General features: G+C 69.9%; 18 protein-coding genes and 2 tRNA genes. 4 read left to right on the top strand and 16 right to left on the bottom strand.

The window, feature by feature from the left end:
• Window positions 1-6: 6 nt before the first annotated feature.
• From mreC to GTY56_RS25370, 6 genes are all read right to left on the bottom strand, one after another.
• Window positions 7-954 (bottom strand): rod shape-determining protein MreC, encoded by a 948-nt coding sequence (gene mreC / locus GTY56_RS25395; protein ID WP_161367643.1) that lies wholly within the window; start codon window positions 952-954, stop codon window positions 7-9.
• A 145-nt stretch (window positions 955-1,099) separates the two neighbouring features.
• Entirely contained in the window at window positions 1,100-2,119 is a 1,020-nt protein-coding gene (locus GTY56_RS25390; protein WP_004001297.1) for a rod shape-determining protein, read from the bottom strand.
• A gap of 275 nt (window positions 2,120-2,394) precedes the next feature.
• Window positions 2,395-2,808, bottom strand: a complete 414-nt coding sequence (ndk, locus tag GTY56_RS25385) for a nucleoside-diphosphate kinase (RefSeq protein ID WP_107454943.1) — start codon at window positions 2,806-2,808, stop codon at window positions 2,395-2,397.
• 95 nt (window positions 2,809-2,903) lie between these two features.
• Window positions 2,904-3,230, bottom strand: a complete 327-nt coding sequence (locus GTY56_RS25380) for a DUF4233 domain-containing protein (RefSeq protein ID WP_161367642.1) — start codon at window positions 3,228-3,230, stop codon at window positions 2,904-2,906.
• Between the two features lie 5 nt (window positions 3,231-3,235).
• Entirely contained in the window at window positions 3,236-4,759 is a 1,524-nt protein-coding gene (folC, locus tag GTY56_RS25375) for a bifunctional tetrahydrofolate synthase/dihydrofolate synthase (protein ID WP_161367641.1), read from the bottom strand.
• Window positions 4,760-4,935: 176 nt separating this feature from the next.
• Entirely contained in the window at window positions 4,936-7,560 is a 2,625-nt protein-coding gene (locus GTY56_RS25370) for a valine--tRNA ligase (protein WP_161367640.1), read from the bottom strand.
• A gap of 138 nt (window positions 7,561-7,698) precedes the next feature.
• Here GTY56_RS25370 and GTY56_RS25365 point away from each other — a divergent pair, with 138 nt between their 5' ends.
• Window positions 7,699-8,667: a hypothetical protein gene (locus tag GTY56_RS25365; protein WP_161367639.1), complete on the top strand. Its 969-nt coding sequence runs from the start codon at window positions 7,699-7,701 to the stop codon at window positions 8,665-8,667.
• 68 nt (window positions 8,668-8,735) lie between these two features.
• Here the strand turns inward: GTY56_RS25365 and clpX are convergent, their stop codons facing one another.
• The 5 genes from clpX to GTY56_RS25340 form a co-directional block, all read right to left on the bottom strand.
• Entirely contained in the window at window positions 8,736-10,022 is a 1,287-nt protein-coding gene (clpX, locus tag GTY56_RS25360; RefSeq protein WP_031114127.1) for an ATP-dependent Clp protease ATP-binding subunit ClpX, read from the bottom strand.
• Window positions 10,023-10,203: 181 nt separating this feature from the next.
• Window positions 10,204-10,911 carry an ATP-dependent Clp protease proteolytic subunit gene (locus tag GTY56_RS25355; RefSeq protein ID WP_346345573.1) on the bottom strand — a complete coding sequence of 236 codons (708 nt, stop codon included), beginning with the start codon at window positions 10,909-10,911 and terminating at the stop codon, window positions 10,204-10,206.
• A 110-nt stretch (window positions 10,912-11,021) separates the two neighbouring features.
• Window positions 11,022-11,627, bottom strand: a complete 606-nt coding sequence (locus GTY56_RS25350; protein WP_030818448.1) for an ATP-dependent Clp protease proteolytic subunit — start codon at window positions 11,625-11,627, stop codon at window positions 11,022-11,024.
• A gap of 354 nt (window positions 11,628-11,981) precedes the next feature.
• Entirely contained in the window at window positions 11,982-13,361 is a 1,380-nt protein-coding gene (gene tig / locus GTY56_RS25345) for a trigger factor (protein ID WP_161367638.1), read from the bottom strand.
• A gap of 193 nt (window positions 13,362-13,554) precedes the next feature.
• Window positions 13,555-13,631: transfer RNA gene (locus GTY56_RS25340), tRNA-Pro, on the bottom strand.
• 164 nt (window positions 13,632-13,795) lie between these two features.
• Between GTY56_RS25340 and GTY56_RS25335 the strand changes: the two genes are divergently transcribed.
• A tRNA-Gly gene (locus tag GTY56_RS25335) sits at window positions 13,796-13,869 on the top strand.
• Between the two features lie 198 nt (window positions 13,870-14,067).
• Here GTY56_RS25335 and GTY56_RS25330 read toward each other — a convergent pair.
• Both GTY56_RS25330 and GTY56_RS25325 read right to left on the bottom strand, forming a co-directional pair.
• Complete coding sequence (locus tag GTY56_RS25330; protein ID WP_161367637.1) at window positions 14,068-16,446, bottom strand: serine/threonine-protein kinase; 2,379 nt, start codon at window positions 16,444-16,446, stop codon at window positions 14,068-14,070.
• A gap of 107 nt (window positions 16,447-16,553) precedes the next feature.
• A complete protein-coding gene (locus GTY56_RS25325; RefSeq protein WP_010041885.1) occupies window positions 16,554-16,748 on the bottom strand; it encodes a hypothetical protein in 195 nt (64 codons plus the stop codon).
• Between the two features lie 699 nt (window positions 16,749-17,447).
• Between GTY56_RS25325 and GTY56_RS25320 the strand changes: the two genes are divergently transcribed.
• Window positions 17,448-18,566 carry an acyltransferase family protein gene (locus GTY56_RS25320; protein ID WP_346345572.1) on the top strand — a complete coding sequence of 373 codons (1,119 nt, stop codon included), beginning with the start codon at window positions 17,448-17,450 and terminating at the stop codon, window positions 18,564-18,566.
• 15 nt (window positions 18,567-18,581) lie between these two features.
• Here the strand turns inward: GTY56_RS25320 and GTY56_RS25315 are convergent, their stop codons facing one another.
• Complete coding sequence (locus GTY56_RS25315; protein ID WP_161367652.1) at window positions 18,582-19,019, bottom strand: HD domain-containing protein; 438 nt, start codon at window positions 19,017-19,019, stop codon at window positions 18,582-18,584.
• A 132-nt stretch (window positions 19,020-19,151) separates the two neighbouring features.
• The gene (locus GTY56_RS25310; RefSeq protein ID WP_161367635.1) at window positions 19,152-20,330 is read right to left on the bottom strand and encodes a PP2C family protein-serine/threonine phosphatase; all 1,179 of its coding nucleotides are present in this window, start codon (window positions 20,328-20,330) and stop codon (window positions 19,152-19,154) included.
• Between the two features lie 163 nt (window positions 20,331-20,493).
• Here GTY56_RS25310 and GTY56_RS25305 point away from each other — a divergent pair, with 163 nt between their 5' ends.
• Window positions 20,494-21,753, top strand: coding sequence for a GNAT family N-acetyltransferase (locus tag GTY56_RS25305; RefSeq protein WP_161367634.1), 1,260 nt, complete (start codon window positions 20,494-20,496; stop codon window positions 21,751-21,753).
• Between the two features lie 28 nt (window positions 21,754-21,781).
• On the opposite strand, the gene GTY56_RS25300 is transcribed toward GTY56_RS25305, so the two are convergent.
• Complete coding sequence (locus GTY56_RS25300; RefSeq protein ID WP_161367633.1) at window positions 21,782-22,591, bottom strand: Fpg/Nei family DNA glycosylase; 810 nt, start codon at window positions 22,589-22,591, stop codon at window positions 21,782-21,784.
• Window positions 22,592-22,650: the final 59 nt, after the last annotated feature.

Genomic DNA, 22,650 nt, shown 5'->3' with positions numbered 1-22,650 from the left:
CAGCTCCTACTGCTCTTGCTGGTTCTGGCCGTCCACGGGCGCCTCGGGGGACGGCGTCACGGTCACCGTCACCGTCGGCCTCGGGGTGGGCTTGGGCTTGGGCGGGAGGACCGTGTCACGCGGGTCCTTCTTCGGGGCCTCGACGACGACACCGACGATGTCGAGCTTGGTGAAGGCGGCGTACGGCGTGACGTACAGCGTGCGGGTCAGGCCGCCGCCGGAGGGGTCCACGCGGGAGACCACGCCGACGGGCACGCCGGGCACGAACGGACGGTCGGCCTGCGAGCCGAAGGTGACCAGGCGGTCGCCCTTCTTCACCTCGGCCTTGCCGTTGAGGAGTTCGACACGCAGCGGGCGGTCGCCCTGCCCGGAGGCGAAGCCGAGCTCGTCGCCGGACTCCATCCGGGTGCCGACCGTGAAGTCGGGGTCGCTGGCGAGCAGGACGGTTGCGGTGTTGGGGCCGACGGTGGTGACCCGGCCGACGAGCCCCTCCCCGTTCAGGACGGTCATGTCGCGCTTGATGCCGTCCTTGGCGCCGACGTCGATGGTGATGGTCCAGGAGAAGCCCTGCGCGGCTCCGATGGCGATGACCTCGGCGCCCTTGATGCCGTACTGGCCCTGGCCGGCGATCTTCAGCATCCTGTCGAGCTGCTTGAGGCGGCTGCGGCTGCGGTCGTCGCTGCCGAGGCGCGCCTTCAGGGCCGCGTTCTCCTTCTCCAGCGCGGCGAGCCGGTCGTGCCGCTCCCCGGAGTCACGGATGGCGGAGACCGCGTTGCCGACCGGGTCGACCGCGGCCGAGACGCCGCTCTCGATCGGGCCGAAGACCGTTGCCGCGCCCTGCCGGGCACCGTCGACGGGCGAGTCCTCCCCACCGCGGATGTCCACCGTGATCAACGCGAACGCGATGGCGATCAGCAGCACCAGGAGCAGCCGGCTCTCTCGTGTGTCCCTCACGTGCGGCGGCCGTGCCCTTCCTCATAGGAATTCGGGGAAGCCCCAGGGAAACCCGAGGGGCTGCTTTGTGGGAGCTTATGCCTCTATATCAACGATCCGCCGTACGAGAGGAGATCGTCCCGTACGGCGGAATCGAAGAGTTATGTCATCTGCGCGGCTGGGCGTCCAGCACCTGCTGGAGCGCCTCGAACTCCTCGACGCACTTTCCGGATCCGAGCGCCACGCTGTCCAGCGGGTCCTCGGCGATGTGGATCGGCATGCCGGTCTCCCGGCGCAGCCGCTCGTCGAGACCCCGCAGCAGCGCCCCGCCGCCGGTCAGAACGATTCCTCGGTCCATGATGTCGCCGGACAGCTCCGGCGGACACTTGTCGAGGGTCGTCTTGACGGCGTCGACGATCGCGTTGACCGGCTCCTCGATCGCCTTGCGGACTTCGGCGGCGGAGATGACCACGGTCTTCGGCAGGCCGGAGACGAGGTCCCGCCCGCGGATTTCGGTGTGCTCGTCGGAGTCGAGGTCGTACGCCGAACCGATCGTGATCTTGATCTGCTCGGCCGTGCGCTCACCCAGCAGGAGGGAGTACTCCTTCTTGATGTGCTGGATGATCGCGTTGTCCAATTCGTCGCCCGCGACACGGATGGACTGGGCGGTGACGATGCCGCCGAGGGAGATGACCGCGACCTCCGTGGTGCCGCCGCCGATGTCGACCACCATGTTGCCCGTGGCCTCGTGGACCGGCAGGCCGGAGCCGATGGCCGCGGCCATGGGCTCCTCGATGATGTGCACCTGACGGGCGCCGGCCTGGGACGACGCCTCGATGACGGCGCGGCGCTCGACGCCCGTGATGCCCGAGGGCACACAGACGACGACCCGCGGACGAGCCAGATACCGCCGCTTGTGGATCTTCAGGATGAAGTAGCGGAGCATCCGCTCGGTGATCTCGAAGTCGGCGATCACGCCGTCCTTCAGCGGACGCACGGCAACGATGTTGCCGGGCGTGCGCCCGATCATCTTCTTCGCTTCGGCACCGACCGCGAGGATGCCACCGGTGTTGGTGTTGATCGCGACGACGGACGGCTCGTTGAGTACGATCCCGCGACCCCTGACGTACACCAGCGTGTTGGCGGTCCCGAGGTCGACAGCCATGTCACGGCCGATGAACGACATTGAGTTCCCCATCAGGATTCGTCTGGCCTTCCCACTGGCTTTTGAGGGCTTTTCAGGTAGGCAAAGGTGGGTGCTGTGACGTGAAGGCTTCCATCGTAGACGCGCCTTCGCGAACACTGCGGGAGGGTCTCCGCCATTGTCAGCAGATGCCGTCCGCATTCGCTTCTGGAGACGGGCGTTCGGGGACCATCGTTCCCTCGATCGCCACGCATATGCCGCAAAGTCCGGGGGCCGGGGCCCCCGGGCCTGCCGAATGTGCTGGTGAGGTGCGGACGCTACGCCCGGCCGGGGAAGAAGATCTTCACCTCGCGCTCGGCGGACTCCTCGGAGTCGGAGGCGTGGATCAGGTTCTCCCGGACGATGACACCGAAGTCGCCGCGGATGGAGCCGGGGGCGGCGGCGATCGGGTCGGTCGGGCCGGCGAGCGCGCGCACACCCTCGATGACCCGCTCACCCTCGACAATCAGCGCCACGACCGGACCGGAGGCCATGAAGTCCACCAGCGGCTCGTAGAAGGGCTTGCCCTTGTGCTCGCCGTAGTGCTGCTCCAGCGTGTCCTGGTCCAGCGTGCGCAGCTCCAGCGCGGTGATCGTCCAGCCCGCCTTGCGCTCGATGCGGCTGATGATCTCGCCGGTCAGACCACGACGGACGGCGTCGGGCTTGAGGAGGACGAGGGTGCGCTGGCTCACGACGGGCTCCTTGTACGTAAAGGTCTAGCGGTGGGACGAGGTTACCCGGCGTGTCGGGGCGCCTGTTACGCAGCGTCAGGTGTGGAGGAACCCGCCTAGGCCGCGAACCTCGCCTTCGCCTCGTCCACCTTCCGGCCGTAGTGCACCGACGCCCACCACAGGGCCGCGAAGACCGCCCCCAGGAAGAACATGCTCGGGACGACGAACCCCGACGCGATGAGCGCGATCTGCAGCGCCCAGCCGAGGACGACCCCGCCCGGCCGCGTCACCAGGCCGCACAGCACCAGGCACAGGAACATCGCGATGCCGCTGACCGTCCACACGGTCGTCATGGACAGGTCCGGGTCCTTCATGGCGACCAGACCGGCGAACCCGATGACGAAGAACTCGCCGATCAGCGTTGAAGAACAGAGCGTGCGCACGGGACTCAGCCCCTCCCCAGGAGCAGTCGGGCCTCGCCGACGGTGATGACGGAACCGGTGACGAGCACACCGCCGCCGGCGAACTCGCCCTCCTCCTCGGCCAGCGTGATGGCGGACTCCAGCGCGTCGGGCAGCCGCGGCTCGACCTGGACCCGCTCCTCGCCGAACACCTCCACGGCGATCCCGGCGAGCTCGTCGGCGTCCATCGCGCGGTGGCTGGAGTTCTGCGTGACCACGACCTCGGCGAACACCGGCTCGAAGGCCTCCAGCAGCCCCCGTACGTTCTTGTCGCCGCTCGCGCCGACCACGCCGATGAGGCGGCTGAACTGGAACGCCTCCCCGATCGCCTCGGCCGTCGCCCGGGCACCGGCCGGGTTGTGGGCGGCGTCCAGCACGACCGTCGGCGACCGGCGCACGACCTCCAGCCGGCCCGGCGAGGCCACGGCGGCGAAGGCCTTGCGGACCGTGTCCGGATCCAGCGCGTCGGCCCGCTGCGCGCCGACGCCGAAGAACGCCTCGACGGCGGCGAGCGCGACGGCCGCGTTGTGCGCCTGGTGCGCGCCGTGCAGCGGCAGGTACACCTCGGGGTACTCGCCGCCGAGCCCGCGCAGCGTCACCAGCTGCCCGCCGACGGCCACCTGCCGCTCGACGACGCCGAACTCCAGCCCCTCCCGGGCCACGGTCGCGTCCACCTCGACGGCCTTCTTCAGCAGCACCTGCGCCGCGTCGACCGGCTGCTGCGCCATGATGACCGTCGCACCCTGCTTGATGATGCCGGCCTTCTCCGTGGCGATCTCGGCGTGTGTGGTGCCGAGCCGGTCGGTGTGGTCGAGGTCTATCGGCGTGACGACGGCGACGTCACCGTCGATCACGTTCGTGGCGTCCCAGGAGCCGCCCATGCCGACCTCCACGACCGCGACGTCGGCCGGGGCGTCGGCGAACGCCGCGTACGCCATGCCGGTGAGCACCTCGAAGAACGACAGCCGGTACTCCTGCTGCCCGTCGACCATCTCCACGTACGGCTTGATGTCCTGGTACGTCTCGATGAACCGCTCGGGCGAGATGGGGGCGCCGTCGAGACTGATGCGCTCGGTGATCGACTGCACGTGCGGCGAGGTGTAGCGGCCGGTGCGCAGCTCGAAGGCGCCGAGCAGGGCCTCGATCATGCGGGCCGTGGAGGTCTTGCCGTTCGTGCCCGTGATGTGGATCGACGGGTACGACCGCTGCGGCTCGCCCAGCACGTCCATCAGCGCGGCGATACGGCTGACGGAGGGCTCCAGCTTCGTCTCGCCCCAGCGGGTGGCGAGCTCGGTCTCGACCTCGCGCAGGGCCTTGTCGACCTCGGGGTCGGCGGGGCGCGTGGGGACGTCGGCGTCGGGCGGGCCGCCCTGGGTGCGCAGGGTTCGGCTGCCGGCCTCGATGACCGCGAGGTCGGGGTCGCGGGTGGTCTCCTCCGCGATGATCTCGTCGAAGGCGTTGAGGGGGTCGGGCTGGTCGTCGGCGTCGTGGTCTGGAGGGAGCTCGCTCACGGGGCCAGTCTACGGAGACCGACTGACATTGTTTGCGGTGGCTTGTGCCCGCGGGCGGCTGCGGGTGCGTCGCGGCCGTTCGCGCGGTTCCCCGCGCCCCCGACTGCGTGTCCCCGAGGCATGTGTGAGGCCCCCGGGCCTGGCGGCTCCGGGGGCCTCACACACGGTACGAACCCTTAACCCTGCGGCAGGCGCTCCAGCTGGGCCTGGATGCGGACGATGTCCTCCTCCGCCTTGGCGAGGCGGGTGCGGATCTTGTCGACGACGTGGTCGGGGGCCTTCGCCAGGAACGCCTCGTTGCCGAGCTTGGCGTTCGCCTGGGCCTTCTCTTTCTCGGCCGCGGCGAGGTCCTTGGCCAGGCGCTTGCGCTCCGCCGCCACGTCGATCGTGCCGGAGAGGTCGAGGGCGACCTCCGCGCCGGCGACCGGGAGGGTCGCCGTGGCCGTGAAGGCGTCGCCCTCCGGCTGGAGCCGGAGCAGCTGGCGGACGGCGGCCTCGTGGGGCGCGAACGGCGTGCCGTCCAGGGTGAGCCGGGCCGGGACCCGCTGGCCGGGCTGGAGGCCCTGGTCGGCGCGGAAGCGGCGGACCTCGGTGATGACCGACTGGAGCGACTCGATCTCACGTTCGGCGTCGGCGTCCCGGAAGCCACTGTCCTTCGGCCAGTCGGCGATGACGACCGACTCGCCGCCGGTGAGGGTCGTCCACAGCGTCTCGGTGACGAACGGGACCACCGGGTGCAGCAGCTTCAGCGTGACGTCCAGGACCTCGCCGAGGACGCGCTGGGAGACCTCGGCCGCCTCGCCGCCCGCCTGGAACGTCGTCTTGGACAGCTCGACGTACCAGTCGAAGACCTCGTCCCATGCGAAGTGGAACAGGGCATCGGAGAGCTTCGCGAACTGGTAGTCCTCGTAGAACGCGTCGACCTCGGCGACCACCGAGTTGAGGCGGGACAGGATCCAGCGGTCGGTCGCCGACATCTTCGAGACGTCCGGCAGCGGACCCTCGATCGTGGCACCGTTCATCATCGCGAAGCGCGTAGCGTTCCAGATCTTGTTGGCGAAGTTCCGCGAGCCCTGGACCCAGTCCTCGCCGATCGGGACGTCGACGCCGGGGTTCGCACCACGGGCGAGGGTGAACCTCAGCGCGTCGGAGCCGTACTTGTCCATCCAGTCCAGCGGGTTGACCGCGTTGCCGAAGGACTTCGACATCTTCTTGCCGAACTGGTCGCGGACCATGCCGTGCAGGGCGATGGTGTGGAACGGCGGGGTGCCGTCCATCGCGTAGAGGCCGAACATCATCATCCGGGCGACCCAGAAGAAGAGGATGTCGTAGCCGGTGACCAGGACGGAGTTCGGGTAGAACTTCGCGAGCGACTCGGTCTGTTCGGGCCAGCCGAGCGTGGAGAACGGCCACAGGCCGGAGGAGAACCAGGTGTCGAGGACGTCGGTGTCCTGACGCCAGCCCTCGCCGCTCGGCGGCTCCTCGTCGGGGCCGACGCAGACGACCTCGCCGTCCGGGCCGTACCAGACCGGGATGCGGTGGCCCCACCACAACTGCCGCGAGATGCACCAGTCGTGGAGGTTGTCGACCCAGTCGAAGTAGCGCTTCTCCATCTCCTGCGGATGGATCTTGACCCTGCCGTCGCGGACCGCGTCACCGGCCGCCTTCGCGAGCGGGCCGACCTTGACCCACCACTGCATGGACAGGCGCGGCTCGATCGTCGTCTTGCAGCGCGAGCAGTGGCCGACGGAGTGGACGTAGGGCCGCTTCTCGGCGACGATCCGGCCCTCGGCGCGCAGCGCGGCGACGATCGCCGAGCGGGCCTCCAGCCGGTCCAGGCCCTGGAAGGGGCCGTGGGCGGTGATGACCGCGTGCTCGTCCATGATCGTGATGGCCGGCAGGTCGTGGCGCTGGCCGATCTCGAAGTCGTTCGGGTCGTGCGCCGGGGTCACCTTGACGGCACCCGTGCCGAACTCCGGGTCGACGTGCTCGTCCGCGACGACCGGGATGGAGCGGTCGGTCAGCGGCAGCTTGACCAGCTTGCCGATCAGGTGCTGGTAGCGCTCGTCCTCGGGGTGGACGGCGACGGCCGTGTCGCCGAGCATCGTCTCGGCGCGGGTGGTGGCGACGACGATGGTGTCGTCACCGTCGCCGTACTTCATGGAGACGAGCTCGCCGTCGTCGTCCTGGTACTCGACCTCGATGTCCGAGATGGCCGTCAGACAGCGCGGGCACCAGTTGATGATCCGCTCGGCGCGGTAGATCAGCTCGTCGTCGTAGAGGCGCTTGAAGATGGTCTGGACGGCCTGGGACAGGCCCTCGTCCATCGTGAAGCGCTCGCGGGACCAGGCGACGCCGTCGCCCAACCGGCGCATCTGGCCGCTGATCTGGCCGCCGGACTCGCCCTTCCACTGCCAGACGCGCTCGACGAACGTCTCACGGCCCAGGTCGTGGCGGGACTTGCCCTCCTTGGCGAGCTCCCGCTCGACGACGTTCTGCGTGGCGATGCCGGCGTGGTCCATGCCGGGCTGCCACAGCGTCTCGTAGCCCTGCATGCGCTTGCGGCGGGTCAGGGCGTCGATGAGCGTGTGCTCGAAGGCGTGCCCCAGGTGGAGCGAGCCCGTGACGTTCGGCGGCGGGATGACGATGGTGTACGGCGGCTTCTCGCTCTTGGCGTCCGCCTCGAAGTAACCCCGCTCCACCCAGCGCTCGTACAGCGGCCCCTCTACGTCGGCCGGCGCGTACTGGGTCGGCAGGTCGGTGCTGGGCGCTGGTGGCTGCTGCTGAGCGTTCTCGGTCACGGGGGTCAGTTTAGAGGTGTCACGACCCCGTCCCGAAACGCGTTTGCTTTGTAACGGTGGGGGGCCCGATGCCATGCACACGGCGGGTCTGCGCCAGGATGTCCGGAAGACATAAGCATCTGGAGGGGAACCCAGAACATGAGTTACAACCAGCCGGGCCCGTACGGCGGGCAGCCCCAGCAGCCCGGCCCGTACGGCCAGCCCGGTCCGTACGGCCAGCAGCCGCAGGCGCCCCAGCCCGGCTACGGCTACCCCCAGCAGGCCCCTCCGCCCCAGCCCGGCTACGGCCACCCGCAGCAGCACCCGCACGGCGTCCCGCCCCAGCAGGCCCCTTACGGCCAGCAGCCCCCGTACGGCCAGCAGCCGCAGCCGCCCTACGGCCAGGCGCCGTACGGCGTGCCCCAGCCTCCCGCGCCGGGCGGCGGCAAGAAGAAGGCCGGGCTCGTCATCGGCGCGGTCGCCGTCGTAGCGGCGATCGGCGTGGGCGCGTACTTCGTCATCGGCGGGGGCGGCGGCGCGGGCGCCCTGGAGGACGACGGGCCGCACAAGCTGGCGACTCCGGCGAAGGTGATGAGCGAGTACAACCGCATCACCAAGGACGGGGCGACCGCCGGCGACGACTCCACCAAGGAGCTGGAGAAGAGCGGCGTCAAGGACGGCACGTCGGTGCTGGCCACCTACTCCACGGTGGACCCCACCAAGTACGACCCCACCGACCCGTCCTCGGCCGCCGAGATGGCCACGGCCAAGAGCGTCAACTTCTTCGGTGTCTACGGCGAGATCTCCGACCCGGAGGCATCCCTGGACACGTTCTTCGCCAACTTCAAGAAGTCCGCCGAGAAGGACTCCTCCAGCAGCGGCGGCGGCAAGACCGAGCTGGTCGGGGAGCCGGAGGAGGCGGACCTCGACGGCGCGGTCATGAAGTGCCAGGCGGTCAAGGGCCCGAACGTCATGACCAAGAAGGAGCAGACCAACTGGTTCTGCGCCTGGGCCGACTACAGCACCATCGCGGTGGTCTCCTCGGGCACCGCCGCCGGGGAAACGTCCAAGGACACCGCCATCGACATCACCACCAAGATCCGTCCGGAGATCCGGGTCAAGGTCTGACGAAGCCGGCAGCATCACAGGAGGAAGGGCCCCGGTCATCGACCGGGGCCCTTCCCTTTACGTGTGTGTCACGCCGTCTTCTGCTCGCCCGGCCCCCGGCCCCGCGCATCGCGCGGGATCAGCGTCGGGTTGACGTTCGACTGGACGACGTCCGCCGTGATGACGACCCGGGCCACGTCCTTGCGGGACGGGACCTCGTACATCACGCCCTGGAGGACTTCCTCCATGATGGCGCGCAGGCCGCGCGCGCCGGTCTGGCGGAGGATGGCCTGGTCGGCGATGGCTTCGAGGGCCTCGCGCTCGAAGTCCAGCTCCACGCCGTCGAGTTCGAAGAGGCGCTGGTACTGCTTGACGAGGGCGTTGCGCGGCTCGACGAGGATCTGGAGCAGGGCCTCACGGTCGAGGTTGTGGACCGAGGTGATGACCGGCAGGCGGCCGATGAACTCGGGGATCATGCCGAACTTGACCAGGTCCTCCGGCATGACCTCCTGGAACTGGTCCTTGGACTCCATCTCGCGCTTGGAGCGGATCTGCGCCCCGAAGCCGATGCCCTTGGCGCCCGCCCGGGCCTCGATGATCTTCTCCAGACCGGCGAAGGCGCCGCCCACGATGAACAGCACGTTCGTCGTGTCGATCTGGATGAACTCCTGGTGGGGGTGCTTGCGGCCGCCCTGCGGGGGGACCGAGGCCGTGGTGCCCTCCAGGATCTTCAGCAGGGCCTGCTGGACGCCCTCGCCCGACACGTCGCGCGTGATCGAGGGATTTTCACTCTTCCTCGCGACCTTGTCGATCTCGTCGATGTAGATGATCCCGGTCTCGGCCTTCTTGACGTCGTAGTCGGCCGCCTGGATCAGCTTGAGCAGGATGTTCTCGACGTCCTCGCCGACGTATCCCGCCTCCGTGAGGGCCGTGGCGTCGGCGATCGCGAAGGGGACGTTCAGCATGCGCGCGAGGGTCTGCGCGAGGAGGGTCTTGCCGGACCCCGTGGGGCCCAGGAGCAGGATGTTGGACTTCGCCAACTCGATGGCGTCGTCACGGCCGTTCGCCCCGCCGTTCTCGCCGGCCTGGACGCGCTTGTAGTGGTTGTACACCGCTACGGACAGGGCCTTCTTGGCGGCCTCCTGGCCGACCACGTAGCCCTCGAGGAACTCGTAGATCTCGCGGGGCTTCGGGAGCTCCTCCCAGCGGACCTCGCTGGTCTCCGCCAGCTCTTCCTCGATGATCTCGTTGCAGAGATCGATGCACTCGTCGCAGATGTACACACCGGGCCCTGCGATGAGCTTCTTGACCTGCTTCTGGCTCTTGCCGCAGAACGAGCACTTGAGCAGATCGCCGCCGTCACCGATGCGTGCCACGGTGTGCTTCCCCTTCGCCTGGGAGACTCCTGGACATCGACGTCCAGCGGACTCCTGGTGCTGCCTTATGTCCGACGGTACCTTGCCGGGCCCCCCGTTCGGGCCCCCCTTGGCGCGGTTCGCTTTGACGTGAACCGAGTCAAACCGTGCCAAGGGGCGGCAGACGTCACTGCCTCTCGCGTCAGCGAAGGCTTGAGTTGTCCATCTTCCGGGTGGTGATGATCTGGTCGATCAGGCCGTAGTTCAGCGCGTCCTCGGCCGTGAGGATCTTGTCGCGCTCGATGTCCTCGCGGATCTTCTCGACCGGCGTGGTGGAGTGCTTGGCCAGCATCTCCTCCAGCTGCGAGCGCATCCGGAGGATCTCGTTCGCGGCGATCTCCAGGTCGGAGACCTGACCGCGGCCGGTCTCGCTGTACGGCTGGTGGATCAGCACGCGGGCGTTCGGCAGGGCCATGCGCTTGCCCGGCGTACCGGCAGCCAGCAGGATGGCGGCCGCGGAGGCGGCCTGGCCCATGCAGACCGTCTGGATGTCCGGCTTCACGTACTGCATCGTGTCGTAGATCGCAGTGAGCGCCGTGAAGGAGCCGCCGGGGCTGTTGATGTAGACCGAGATGTCACGGTCGGGGTCCATCGACTCCAGGCACAGCAGCTGCGCCATGACGTCGTTGGCGGAGGCGTCGTCGATCTGGACGCCGAGGAAGATCACGCGCTCCTCGAAGAGCTTCGCGTACGGGTCGTACTCGCGGATGCCCTGGGAGGTGCGCTCGACGAAGCGGGGGATGACGTAGCGGGACTCGGCCTGCGGGCCGGTGTAGCGGCCCTGCGAGGCGCTCATGTCCTGCACGGCGTGCATACGGTCGTAGATCCCGCTGCCGGGGAACTGGTTCACGGTGTCTCCTGATAAGGGCTGAGGCGGTCGGCTGGGGCTGTCTGGGGTCACTGGGGCCCGGGAAGGGCTCCGTGGGCCTCACGGGGCGCCACAGGCCCCGTGGGGACCGCTCAGGCCCCGGTGCCGCCGCCGCCCGGCATACCGGCGGCCGTGGGAATCACGTCGTCGATGAGGCCGTACTCCTTGGCCTCGAAGGCGTCGAACCAGCGGTCGCGGTCCGAGTCGCGGGTGATCTGCTCGACCGACTGCCCCGTGTGCTGGGACGTGAGCTCGGCCATGCGCTTCTTGGTGTGCAGCAGCCGCTCGGCGTGGATCTTGATGTCCGAGGCCGAGCCGGCGAGGCCGGCGGAGGGCTGGTGGATCAGGATCTCGGCGTTCGGCAGCGCGAAACGCTTGCCGGGGGTGCCGGCACTGAGCAGGAACTGACCCATCGAGGCCGCGAGGCCCATGGCGATGGTGACCACGTCGTTCTTGATGAACTGCATGGTGTCGTAGATCGCCATGCCGGCCGTGATGGAACCGCCGGGGCTGTTGATGTACAGGTAGATGTCCTTGTCCGGGTCGGCGGCAAGGAGCAGCAGCTGCGCGGTGATCTTGTTCGCGATGTCGTCATCGACCGGCTGGCCGAGGAAGATGATCCGCTCGTTGAGCAGCCGGTTGTAGACCTGGTCACCGAGGCCACCACCGATGGAAGGCTCGCCGGCGGCTGAGGGCATCAGATTCGTCACGTATCCACCTGCTCGTCTTACGACGGCGCCGGGCCGTCTCACGTTTCCCTAGGGGCTAGGAGCCGTTCGGGGACTCCACTGCCCTCGTATTCATGGACCCTAACGCGCGGCTCCCTTCGGGGAATCCCGGAGATGGGAGTGTTCGCCGGGGGCGTAGCGCGGTGGGCTCCGCCAGGGGGCCGTGCGGTCGCGTTGTGGGCGGTGCGGGAATTCGCCGGGCTGCGGGCGGGTGGGGGCTTGGCGCGCAGTTCCCCACGCCCCTGAGGGGCGCTGTCCCCCTGGGCGGCAAGAAGGCCCTGGGGCGTGCCCCAGGGCCTTCTTGCGAACTCACGCGACCGGGGCTCAGCCCTCGGTCTTCTCCTCGGCGGAGGCCTCCGGGGCCTCGGCCTCGGCGGTCTCGGTCTCGTCCTCTTCGTCGTCGAGGTCGATGACCTCGCCGTTGGTGTCCTTGACCGTGGCCTTCTCGACCACGACGGCCAGGGCCTTGCCGCGGGCGACCTCGCCGACCAGGAGCGGAACCTGGCCGCCCTCGACGACCGCCTGGGCGAACTGGTCGGGGGACATGCCGGAGGAGGCCGCACGGCGCATGAGGTGCTCGGTGAGCTCCTCCTGGTTGACGTTCAGCTTCTCCTGCTTGACCAGCTCGTCGAGCACGAACTGGGTCTTGATGCCCTTGACCGCGGCTTCCTTGGTCTCGGCGTCGAACTCCTCCTCGCTCTTGCCCTGGATCTCCAGGTACTTCGCGAGGTCGAGGCCCATCTGGCCGAGCTGGTGGTGCTCGAGGTTGTGCTTGCGGGTGTTGATCTCGTCCTCGAGCAGCTTCTCGGGGACCGGGACCTCGACCAGGTCGAGCAGCTTCTCCAGGACGCGCTCCTGGGCCTGCGTGGCCTGGTCGTACTGCTTCATGTTCTCGAGGCGCTTGCGGCTGTCCGCGCGGAGCTCCTCGATGGTGTCGAACTCGGAGGCGAGCTGCGCGAACTCGTCGTCCAGCTCGGGCAGTTCACGCTTGGCGACCTGGGTGACCTTGACGGTGACCTCGGCCTCCTTGCCGGCGGCGGAGCCGCCCTTGAGCTCGGAGGTGAAGGTGGCCTCGCCACCGGCCTCCAGGCCCTTCACGGCGTCGTCGATGCCTTCCAGCAGCTCACCGGAACCGATGGTGTAGGAGACGCCGTCGGCGACGCCGTCCTCCAGGACCTCGCCGTCGACCTTGGCCTGCAGGTCGATCGTCACGACGTCGCCGTCCTCGGCGGCACGCTCGACCGGGGCGGTGGAGGCGAAGCGCTCGCGCAGCTCCTCGACGGCCTTGTCGACGTCCTCGTCGGTGACCTCGACCGCGTCGACCTCGACCTCGATGCCGGAGAAGTCCGGGATCTCGATGGAGGGGCGGATGTCGACCTCGGCGGTGAAGTTCAGCGTCTCGCCGTCCTTCAGCTCCGTGATGTCGACCTCGGGCTGGCCCAGCACGCTGAGCTCGGCCTCGTTGACCGCGTCGGTGTAGAACTTCGGAAGCGCGTCGTTGACCGCCTCCTCCAGCACCGCACCGCGGCCGAACCGCTGGTCGATGACCCGGGCCGGGACCTTGCCCTTGCGGAAGCCCTTCACCGTGACCTGCTGGTTGATCTTCTTGTACGCCGCGTCGAGGCTGTCCTTGAGCTCCTCGAAGGGCACCTCGACAGTGAGCCGAACCCGAGTCGGGTTCAGGGTCTCCACGGCGCTCTTCACGGTTCGGTCTCCTTGTGGCTGACTTCTTGGTTTCTGCCGGGGCCAGAACGGCCCGGCGGATTTCGCCGCCCGGAGACTTCAGACGCTGAGACACACGGGCGTGCAGCTTGCATAGTAACGGCAGCGACTACACCGCCCAAAAGGCGATCACGTGAGTGATCCGATGGGCGATCACGTGAGGTGATCGGGTGGCTGGTCGGGGTGGCGGGATTTGAACCCACGGCCTTCCGCTCCCAAAGCGGACGCGCTACCAAGCTGCGCCACACCCCGTCTGGTGCGACACGTAGGGTACATGCCGTCAGGCGGTGCGGCGGCCGCATTTCCACAGGGTCCGTGCCGCGTCGGCTCCGGCGGGAATGCGGTGTGCGGCGGAGGGGGCCGACCCGCTACGATGCCTTCAGTGCCGCGGTCACCCGACCTGCGGCGCGTGCTGTGCGGGCGTAGCTCAATGGTAGAGCCCTAGTCTTCCAAACTAGCTACGCGGGTTCGATTCCCGTCGCCCGCTCCATATGGCTCAGGGCCAGGTCGGAAGGATCATTCCCCCGCCTGGCCCTGAGTGTTTCCCGGGCTGCGTTCAGTCCGTCGTGTCCCCCGCGTGCCCCTCCGGCTCCTGATCTTGTTCTGCCTGGGCCTGCGGCGGTGTTCTGCGCGATCGGCTCGTCGCGGCGATCCTCGACGTCCCGCCGGCTGATCGGCGCCCGCCGATTCAGAGGGTCCGGACGTCCAGCGTGTAGACCGAGCGGTCGCCGTACGGGACGTACAGGGCGTCCCCGACCAGGGTGAGGGGGGCGCCGGAGGTGTTGTCGGGCTCGCCGCTGTCGTCCCGGCCGTCCCGGGTGCCCTCGACCTTGCCGGTGGAGACGTTCAGGGCGGCCACCCGCCCGCTGGGGGACGCGAAGTAGACGTGCGTGGCGGAGGCGGCCGGCGGGCCCTGCTGCTCCACGGTGGAATTGCTGTCCCAGAGGGTCCGGCCCGTGCGGGGCGAGACCGCGCTGACGCCGCCGCTGCCCCGGGTGAAGTAGACGGTTCCGCGCCGGAGGTGGGCGCCGGACGCCTCGGCCTGCCTGCCGGAGACCCGGACGGTGGTGAGCGCGCGCGAGGAGACGTCGAGCAGGGTCAGACCCTTGCCGGGCGCGTACGCGTGCGTCAGCACCAGGCTGCCGCCGTCCCGGCCGAGCAGATCCTGGGCGCCCTTCGCCTCGACCGTCCAGCGGGGCTTGCCGTCGGCCGTGCCGATCTCGGACACGGTGGTCCTGGCGGTGTCCTGCTCCCACCTGCCGGTGGTGCAGATCAGGTAGGCGCGTTCGGCCGCGGCGCGCAGCAGGCAGCTGTCCGCGCCCTGCGGCTCGGGGCGCTTCCAGCGGACCTCGCCCGTGCCGGCGTCGAGCAGGGCGTACTGCTCCCCCTGGCCGCCGTAGGACGTGATGACGCCTTCGGGGACGGAGACGGCGCCGCCCTGCACGCCGTCGGGGGCGCTCGCCATCTGGCCGTCGGCCGTCTCGGTCCGCCACAGCACCTTTCCGGTGCCGGCGGCCAGGGCGGAGACGGTATAGGTGAACAGCGGCCCGGCTCCGTCGGCCATCTCCCGCTCGTTCACCTGGTAGGCGTAGACGCGGCCGCGGCCCGTGCCGATGATCGAGCCCTCGTCGCTGGTCAGGCTCTCCGGTGCGGTGGCGTCGACCAGCCGGGTCCAGGTGTTGCGGCCCCCGGCCAGGTCGAAGCGGGTCGCCATGACCTGGGCACCGGCGCAGAGCAGGGACGTGTCCACCACGGCGCAGTTCTGGAAGGAGTTGCGGCCCGGACCGCCATCGATGCTTTCCGGGACCTTCGCCCTGACGGCCCACGGTTTCCAGCCGTCGGGGAGGTCGGCCGCCCTGGCGGTGGAGGAGGGCGGGCGGTCGTTGTCGCGGATCAGGGCGACGGTGGTGGTGACGATCGCGGCGAGTGCGACGGCCGCTGCGGCCGAGGCCAGCAGCAGTCCGTGTCTGCGGCGGCTTCGGGTGCGCTCCGCCCCGGGCACGGGTACGCCTTCCGGGTCCCGGGGCGGCCGGTGCTGTTCCGTGGGGGTCCTGTCGGGCGCGGGGCGCCGTGCTTCGTGCCGCTCGGGGTCCGGTCCGCCGTCCGTCCCGGCGGGCGGCGCGTGGGGCGTTTCGCCCCGCTCGGTGCGGGCCGCGTCGGGCCATGCCGTGCCGGCCGGCTCGGTCGGCCGGGCGCCCGGCCACGCACGTACGGGGCGCGGTTCGCGGGTGCCGGGTACCAGGACCGGGCCGGGGGTGCCGCCCTCGCGGAGCAGCGTGAACAGTTCGTCCGCGGCGGGGCGGTCCTTGGGGTGCTTCTCCAGGCAGAGGCGGATGAAGGGGAGCAGTTCGGCGGGGACGCCGGTGAGGTCCGGTTCGCCCTCGACGACCCGCAGGGCCGTCTCGTAGGGGCTCGGGCTGTCGAACGGACCGCGGCAGGTGGCGGCGTGGGTGAGGACCGAGCCGAGGGAGAACATGTCGGCGGCCGGGCCGACGTCCTGCGGGGAGGCGAACTGCTCCGGGGACATGAAGGGCGGGGTGCCCATGACGCGGCCGGTCTGGGTGAGGACGTCGGAGGCGGCGAACTCGGCGGCGCGGGAGATGCCGAAGTCGATGACGCGGGGGCCGTCCTCGGCGAGCATCACGTTGGCCGGCTTCAGGTCGCGGTGGACGACTCCGGCGCGGTGGATGTCGCGCAGGGCCTCGGCGAGGCCGGCGGCCAGGCCGCGCAGGCGGGGCAGCGGGAGCGGGCCGTGCTCGCGGACGTGCGTGCCGAGGTCCGCGCCCGGGATGTAGAGCGTGGCCATCCAGGGGTGCGGGGCGTCGGCGTCGGCGTCCACGACGGGGGCGGTGAAGGCGCCGCTGACCCGGCGGGCGGCGGCGACCTCGCGGCGGAAACGGGTGCGGAACTCGTCGTCGTCGGCGTACTGGCTGTGCACGACCTTGATGGCGAGGCGTCGTCCGGAGGCGGAGCGGGCCAGGTAGACCACGCCCATGCCGCCGGATCCGAGGCGGTCCTCGGTGCGGTAGCCGCCCACCTCCGCCGGGTCAGAATCGCGCAGCGCCATCCCTGTACGTTCCCCCCGTCACGCACCGTCCTGTGGTCGGGGCGAGCGTAACCGCCCCTGCGCCGGGCCCGGAGCGCGGGGCGCTGGAGGAGGCGTCGGCGTCCCGGTCAGAAGCTGATGGAGTTGATGGTCTCCGCTATCGAGTTGAGGAACCGGTTGATGGACGGGGCCATGCCGGTCGAGGCGAGGAAGAAGCCGAAGAGGATCGCCACGATCGCCGGCCCTGCCTTGATGGACCCCCCTCTCAGCAACACCACAAGGATGATCGCCAACAGCAGCACCACAGACAGTGAAATGGCCACAACTGATCACACACCCTCGGTCGGTCCGCTCTCCCGGCCCGGGGACGCGACCCCGCGCACCCCCGCCAGAACCATCGTGCCACCAACACGGCCGGGCTATGCGGCCGGTGACGCATCGGACACACACGTGTCGCGCCCGCCCGCGCGGGGGCGTTTGTGTGCAAGGTCTCAACGCCGGGGAGTCGCACGGCAATTCGACGAGCCACCCGGACAGGGAATTCGACCGTATCGTTTCCGTCTCCACACAACGCGTTCGCAGCTAATTCGAATTGCTGCCACAAGCCCCTCAACAGCCGTTCGAGCCGGGGCTCGAAGAGGGCTGAAGCGGACATTCCGCTGGAGTCGCCTGCTGGTCTTATGCGTCGCTTAGTCCGGAAGTATCACGACAAGCAGGGCTTGGACAGTCCACACAATCCGCCCTCGGATGATGTGTCGGCCATCACTCCGACAGTGACGTCAACCACTCGTAATCCGGGGTACCCGCAGCGAATAGCCAGGAATCACTTCCGGCGTTTTACGAATAGCTGTTGGGAACGCTAGGGTGCCTCAGATGTTCCACGCTGCCTCGTCCCCCGATCGCGCAGCGAGGTCCCGGATCGTCTCCCCGAGCTCCTGGTGGGAGGGTCTGTGACGAACTCGCTGCGACCGAACGGCGACCGCAGGGCGCCACTTCCCCCGGCACAGTCACCGGCCGACGGAGTGCCGAGCCCCCGCTCGCCGCACAGCACGCAGAAGAAGCAGAACGGCAAGCAGCGCGACGCGTTCTTCGACAACGCGAAGTACCTCGCGATCGTGCTGGTGGCCATGGGCCACGCCTGGGAGCCGCTCAAGGGCGACAGCCGGATACTGGAGGCCGCGTACCAGGTCGTCTACGCGTTCCACATGCCGGCGTTCATCCTCATCTCCGGCTACTTCTCCCGCAGTTTCGACATGCGGCCCGACCGGCTGAAGCGCCTGATCACCGGCGTGGCCGTGCCGTACATCATCTTCGAGACGGCCTATCCGCTCTTCAAGCGGGTCATCGACAACGACCCGCACCAGGAGATCAGCCTGCTCGATCCCTGGTACCTCACCTGGTTCCTGGTCGCGCTGTTCGTCTGGCGTCTGACCACCCCCATCTGGAACCTGGTGCGCTGGCCGCTGCCGCTCGCACTCGGTCTCGCCATGCTGGCGACCGTCACCCCGGAGATCGGTGACGACCTGGACCTTCAGCGCGTCCTGCAGTTCCTGCCGTTCTTCGTGCTGGGTCTGGTCATGAAGCCCGAGCACTTCCACATGGTGCGCCGCCGTTCGGTGCGGATCGCCTCGGTGCCGGTGTTCGCCCTCGCGCTGGCCTTCAGCTGGTGGGCGGTGCCGCGCATGAACACCGCGTGGTTCTACCACCGTGACGCCGCGCAGGAGTTGGGTGCCCCCTGGTGGACCGGGCCGGTCATGGTGCTCGCGATGTTCGGCTGCTCCCTGGTGCTGACCGCCTGCTTCTTCGCCTGGGTGCCGCGCCGCCAGATGTGGTTCACCGCCCTCGGCGCCGGCACGCTCTACGGCTACCTGCTGCACGGCTTCCTGGTGAAGGCCGGCGACTACCAGGGCTGGTTCGAGGCCTCCTGGCTGCACCGGCCGACCGGTGAGATCCTCGTGACCGTCCTCGCGGCCGCCGTCGTGACCGTGCTGTGCACCAAGCCGGTACAGCGCATGTTCCGGTTCGCGATGGAGCCGAAGATGGACTGGGCCTTCAAGAAGGACGCCGCCGAAGTCGCCCGCGAACGCCAGAGCACCGAGCGGCGCGAGCGTGGACGCGAGCGCGAGAAGGTCAACGCCTGACCCCCACAGCGGAAGTCATCCGACGAGACCGAGGAGTGCGCGCATCCGTGCGTACTTCTCGGTCAGTCGTTTCCGGGTCGCCTCGTCGAGGACCGCGAGGCGGGCCGGGTCCGCGTTGTGCGCCAGGTCCGACTCCTTCACCAGCAGCGCCCCGGGCGTGGCGAGGATCCGCGCGGCGTACGCCTCCGGCGGCTCCCCCGCCCGTTTGGTGACCGCGAGGACGATGTCCTTCGTACGGCTGCTCAGCGCGGCCCCGCGCAGCCACTGTACGGAGAGGGCGTCGTCCTCGACGGCGTCGTGCAGCCAGGCCGCCGCGATCTGCTCCTCGTCGCCGCCCCGCGCCCGTACGCCCTCCGCCACCGCCCGGAGATGTTCGGCGTAGGGCCGTCCCGCCTTGTCTCTCTGGCCGGTGTGCGCGGCGCGGGCGGCGGCCTCGACCTGGGCCAGGGTCATACGCGATGTCTCGGTCACCGCTCCAGTGTCTCCCCGCGCAGCGCCGCCCGGGCCGGCAGGCCGACCGCGAAGGTGCCGCAAGGCGGCCGGACCATGAGGGCGACCGCCCGACCGGCCTGGGAAAACCCCACCTCAGCGAGGGGAGGCCGCCGTCGGTCCCTCGCGGCAGATCAGCAGCAGGGCCCGGTCGTCGTTGACGTCCTTGGCGACCGCCTCGATGAGATGCCAGGCGGCACCGTGGAAGCCGCCGGCCACATAGCGGTCGGCCTCGCCGGTGAGGCGGTCGATGCCTTCGACGATGTCGCGGTCGGCGGTCTCCACCAGGCCGTCCGTGAACAGCATCAGCACGTCGCCCGGCCGCAGCGAACCCTTCACCGGGTCGAACTGGGCACCGTCGTACACCCCGAGGAGCGGGCCTTCGGCGGCCTTCTCCTCCCAGCGGCCGGTGCCGGCGCTGAGCTGGAGGCCCGGCGGGTGGCCCGCGGAATAGAGCTCGTAGTCGCCGGAGTCCAGGTCGAGGACCAGGTGGATGGAGGTGGCGAAGCCCTCGTCCCAGTCCTGGCGCAGGAGGTAGCCGTTGGCGGCCGGGAGGAAGGCGTGCGGCGGGAGGGAGCCGAGCAGGCCGCCGAACGCGCCGGACAGCAGCAGGGCGCGCGAGCCCGCGTCCATGCCCTTGCCGGAGACGTCGGTGAGGACGACTTCGAGCGTGCGGCCGCCGTTGGTACGGGCCGCCACCACGAAGTCGCCCGAGAACGACTGGCCGCCCGCCGGGCGCAGGGCCATCTCCTGGTGCCAGCCGCCCGGCAGGTCGGGCAGCTTGCTCTGCACCCGGATGCGTTCACGCAGGTCGAAGAGCATCGTGCCGCCGCGCCGCCAGGGCACACCGACCCGGCTGCGGAACTGGGCGAGGAGCAGTCCGAAGAAGCCGCAGGCCGCGACCACGAGCACGACGCCCGGGGTGACCCGCGAGGGGCCCTCCGTGTAGGGGCCGAGCTGCACCGACTCCACGATCAGCGCGGTGGCCGCGGCCGCGTACAGGCCGAGCAGGCTCGCCGGGCGCAGCAGCAGCCCGCCCACGACGACGGGCAGCACCAGCGCGGCCGGTGAGAACCAGACCGAGTTCCCCAAGGTCGCCGCCGCGATCAGCGGGACGGTCAGGAGCAGACCGGCCAGGGCGATCCAGTCCGAGCCGTTGCCGCGGAAGTAGTCCACGGCCGCTCGGCGCACGCCGACGCGGACCCGGTGCCACTGCTTCTTCAACCGGGCCGTGAACGTCTCGGCTTCCGCGCGCCGCTCTCGTCCTGATGCCATTAGTTCGGGACCCTATCCATCGGACCAGCCCCTTGGCACGGGAGGTCCCACTTGTCCCCCGTCCGAGGGCCGACTTCACAGTGAACTTCACGGGTGCGCCGCTCCGCCGCCACCCGGGAGAAATTCCCTCGCCCGTCCCGCTTCGCCCTGGTAGGCATGGCCCATGGCGACTGACGCGACCGGCTCCGCGCCCGATCTGCGGGTGCTTCGGCGGGATGATTGGGACAAGTGGTACGACACCCTCATCCGGGGCTTCGGTGGGGTGCCGGAGTCCACCGAAGAGCGGGAGTTGTGGAACTCACTGACCGAGACCGACCGTTCCCTCGGCGCCTGGGACGGCGACGCGTGCGTGGGGACGGCCGGAGCGTTCAGCTTCCGGCTCACGGTGCCGGGCGGCGCCTCGGTACCGGCCGCGGGCGTCACCATGGTCAGCGTGGCCGCCACCCATCGCCGGCGCGGGGTGCTGACCTCGATGATGCGGCGGCAGCTGGACGACGTCCGGGCCTCGGGTGATCCGCTGGCCGTGCTGACGGCCTCCGAACCGGCGATCTACGGCCGGTTCGGATACGGGGCCGCCACCTTCCAGTTGAACGCCGAGATCGACACGACCCGGGTGCGGCTCACGTCGCTGCCGGCGGGCACGGACGACGTGCGGGTGCGGTACGCCGTTCCCGCCGATGTGCTCGATGTGTGCGAGGCGCTGTACGCCCGGCTGGTGCCGTCGCGGCCGGGGATGCTGGCGCGGCAGCCCGGCTGGGAGCGGGTGGAGGTGCTCGATCCGGAGAGCGACCGGGGAGGAGCGTCTCCGTTGCAGTGCGTCCTCGCCGAGCGGGACGGCGAGACGGTCGGGTACGCGCGGTACCGCGTCAAGCCGGACTGGGATGCCGCCGGCCCCAACGGCACGGTGATCCTGGAGAACTCGGCCGCGCTGGACCCCGCGGCGGACGCGGCGCTGTGGCGGTTCCTGTTCGGCATCGACCTGACGTCGTCGCTGGTGCTACGGGGGCGGGGCCGGCCGGTGGACGACGCGTGGCGGCACTGGGTGTCCGACATCCGGCGGTGCCGGCCGCGGCTGCTGGACTCGCTGTACCTGCGGCCGGTGGACCTCGGGGCCGCGCTGGAGGCGCGGACGTATCAGGCGCCGGTGGACGTGGTGTTCGAGGTGGAGGACGCGTTCTGCCCCTGGAACTCCGGGCGTTGGCGGCTCAGCGGGGATGCGAAGGGGGCGTCCTGCGGGCGTACGGCGGATGCGGCGGATCTCGTGCTGTCGGTACGGGAGTTGGGGGCCGCGTACCTCGGGGGTGTGTCGCTGGCCTCGCTGGGGACGGCGGGGCGTGTCCGGGAGGTGCGGCGGGGGGCGCTGGCGGAGGCCTCCCTGGGGTTCGGGGCCGCCGTGGCTCCGTGGTTGCCGCACGGCTTCTGAGGGGCGAGGGCCGCACGGGTCCGGGTGCTCAGGGGCGTTGGCAGGACGGGCACCAGAAGAGGTTGCGGGCGGCGAGGTCGGCGGTGCGGATCTCGCCGCCGCAGATGTGGCAGGGCAGGTTCGCCCTGCGGTAGACGTACACCTCGCCGCCGTGGTCGTCCACGCGGGGCGGGCGGCCCATCGCCTCCGGGGTGTGCTCCGGGCGGACGGTGTCGATGCGGTTGTTGCGGACGCCCTCGTGCATGAGGCCGACGAGGTCGGTCCAGATCGCGTGCCACTCGGTGGGGGTGATGTCCTTGCCGGGGCGGTACGGGTCGATGCGGTGCCGGAAGAGGACCTCCGCGCGGTAGACGTTTCCGACGCCGGCGATGACCTTCTGGTCCATCAGGAGGGCGGCGATCGTCGTACGGCTGCGGGTGATGCGGCGGTACGCGGCATCCGGGTCGGCGTCGTGGCGGAGGGGGTCGGGGCCGAGGCGGTCGTGTATCGCCTGCTTCTCGGGGGGTGTGATGAGGGCGCAGGTGGTGGGGCCCCGGAGGTCCACGTAGGTGGTGTCGTTCGCGACGCGGAGGCGGACGGTGTCGGTGGGGGGCGGTTCGGGGGCCGGGCCGAAGGTGACCTTGCCGAAGAGGCCGAGGTGGATGTGGATCCAGTCCGTTTCGCGGAAGCCGAGGAAGAGGTGTTTGCCGTGGGCTTCCGTGTGGGTGAGTTCGGTGCCGGTGAGGAGGGTGGCGGCGGGGGTGAACTTGCCCTGGGGGCTGGTGGTGCGGGGCTTTGTGCCGAGGAAGGCCGTCGCGTAGTCCTGGGCGAGGCGGTGGATGGTGTGGCCTTCCGGCATGGGGTCTCCCTGGGGTCGGTTCGGTTTTTTGCCCACCCGCCCGCCCGACACGGTCAGTC

This window comes from Streptomyces sp. SID5643, assembly GCF_009872555.1.
Taxonomy (GTDB): domain Bacteria; phylum Actinomycetota; class Actinomycetes; order Streptomycetales; family Streptomycetaceae; genus Streptomyces; species Streptomyces iakyrus.
This window is presented reverse-complemented; position numbering and strand designations above follow the sequence as displayed.